Origin of the sequence: Cetobacterium sp. ZOR0034, assembly GCF_000799075.1 — a bacterium.
In the GTDB taxonomy this organism is placed as follows: domain Bacteria; phylum Fusobacteriota; class Fusobacteriia; order Fusobacteriales; family Fusobacteriaceae; genus Cetobacterium_A.
Window position 1 is genome coordinate 1 of the sequence record NZ_JTLI01000110.1, and the last position, 1643, is coordinate 1643.

Consider the following 1643-nt stretch of genomic DNA (forward strand, 5'->3'; position numbering starts at 1 on the left):
GGACAGAAATTTTTAAATTTCAACTAAATTAATCCTGCGTTTTTTCTCATCAAGAATATTCTATTCTGTTGATCTGCTGAGCTTTTCTGCTGAATATAGTGTTCTTCAGTAACTTTAGTACTACTATGTCCAGCAAATTCACTAGCAGTTTTTGTATCTGATAAATTATTAATCTGATTAATTGCTGTTTTTCTTAAAGAATGAGGGTAAAGGTCTTCTATACCTATTAATTTTCCCATTTTTCTAACTCTTCTTCTTATAGCAGTTTGACTCATTTGTCCATATTTGCCATTATACTTTGTTACAAAAATATAATCTGTTGCTTTTTCTTCATCACTCATTGTTTTGATTAACTCTAATAGTAATTTTTTTGTTGTTGAAAAGAAAAATAAATCTCTAACTTTACCCATTTTTTCAGAAACACCAGTAAACATAGTATTTTCAATGTCTAATTGAGATAGCTTCAAACTATGAACAGCACTTATTCTAAAGCCACTATCAAGGAACAACTCCCACATCAATCTACTTTTTAAGTCAAATTTTTTAGGATTAATTTCCATTAATAAAGATACTGTAAAAATTTGTTTCCATGTAAGGAAATATTCAGTTCTTCTTCTATCTTTTTCAGTAATTTTTAAACGATCTATTTTATCACGGAATGGATGATGTTTTATTAACCCTCTTTTAGTAGACCATTTATAAAAACTACTAATTGCCGTTATCTTTCCATTAATTGTTCTATTATTATTTCCAGCTTCCCTACAATGTATAATAAATCTTTCTAAAATCTCTATAATCTTTTTCAAAGTATCATCTGATATTAAATATCTATTGCCTTCTTTTGTATGTAAGAATTCCATAAAGTAGTACATAGAATTTTTGTATGTCCTGTATGTTGTATCTTTTGTGTTTTCATTCACAGCATAGTTACTATCTAAATAAAGTTGATAAAGTATTTTGTTTTTCTCTGATATTTTCATTTGTTCCTCCCGAATATATAATGTTGTACTTACAACATCACATAATAACAGGAGTTTGTTAATTAAAATACAGAATAATTAGTAAAGTATACAATTGCAGAAGGTTTTTGAGGATATAAATCGTCAATTGGAGTATTTATATTTTCATAGGAATTAGGAAGTTCTAGCCACTTTCTTCTGTATTCGTCTCTTTCTTTTTTCATATCTTCAGTTTCTTCAATATCTCCTCTAAGTACTGCTTTATCGTATAAATCAATTGATTTCATTTCAATTTCTCTCTGATTTCTAGCTTTATTTTTTTCAGAATCTAAAGTTATTAAATTCTCATTGATATAATCCTCTCTAGTTTTATCAACTATTTTATTATCTATAATTTTTTGACTGTATGGATCATATGCTTCAATTACTCCATTTTCATTTAGGATTTCATTATCACTAAGTACTCTTTGATTTCTTGCTAATTTCTCTTCTTCTGTAGCTTCTCTAATTGTATTTTCATTTTCTAAATATGTTATATAATGGGGGAGGTCTTCTCCAACAAATAAACAAGCTCTTCCTTCAAAATATTCTTCCATATTTTTTATTGGTTCATCTGTTACAGCAAAAACTAACGCTGTTCCTTTTTTAGCCTCTTCTTTACTTATGTAAATATATCTATTTTTA

Annotated in this window: 2 protein-coding genes; both read right to left on the reverse strand. The window is 27.3% G+C overall.

What is annotated here, in order from left to right; translation table 11 throughout:
• Positions 1–23: 23 nt before the first annotated feature.
• The gene (locus L992_RS12750) at positions 24–980 is read right to left on the reverse strand and encodes a tyrosine-type recombinase/integrase (RefSeq protein WP_047396658.1); all 957 of its coding nucleotides are present in this window, start codon (positions 978–980) and stop codon (positions 24–26) included.
• A gap of 62 nt (positions 981–1042) precedes the next feature.
• The coding region (locus L992_RS13720; protein ID WP_052194007.1) for a hypothetical protein at positions 1043–1643 on the reverse strand (601 nt) is incomplete at its 5' end.

Excerpts from the sequence above, each read along its gene's own strand:
- L992_RS12750 (WP_047396658.1), bottom strand. The coding sequence starts at position 980 with ATGAAAATATCAGAGAAAAACAAAATACTTTATCAACTTTATTTAGAT.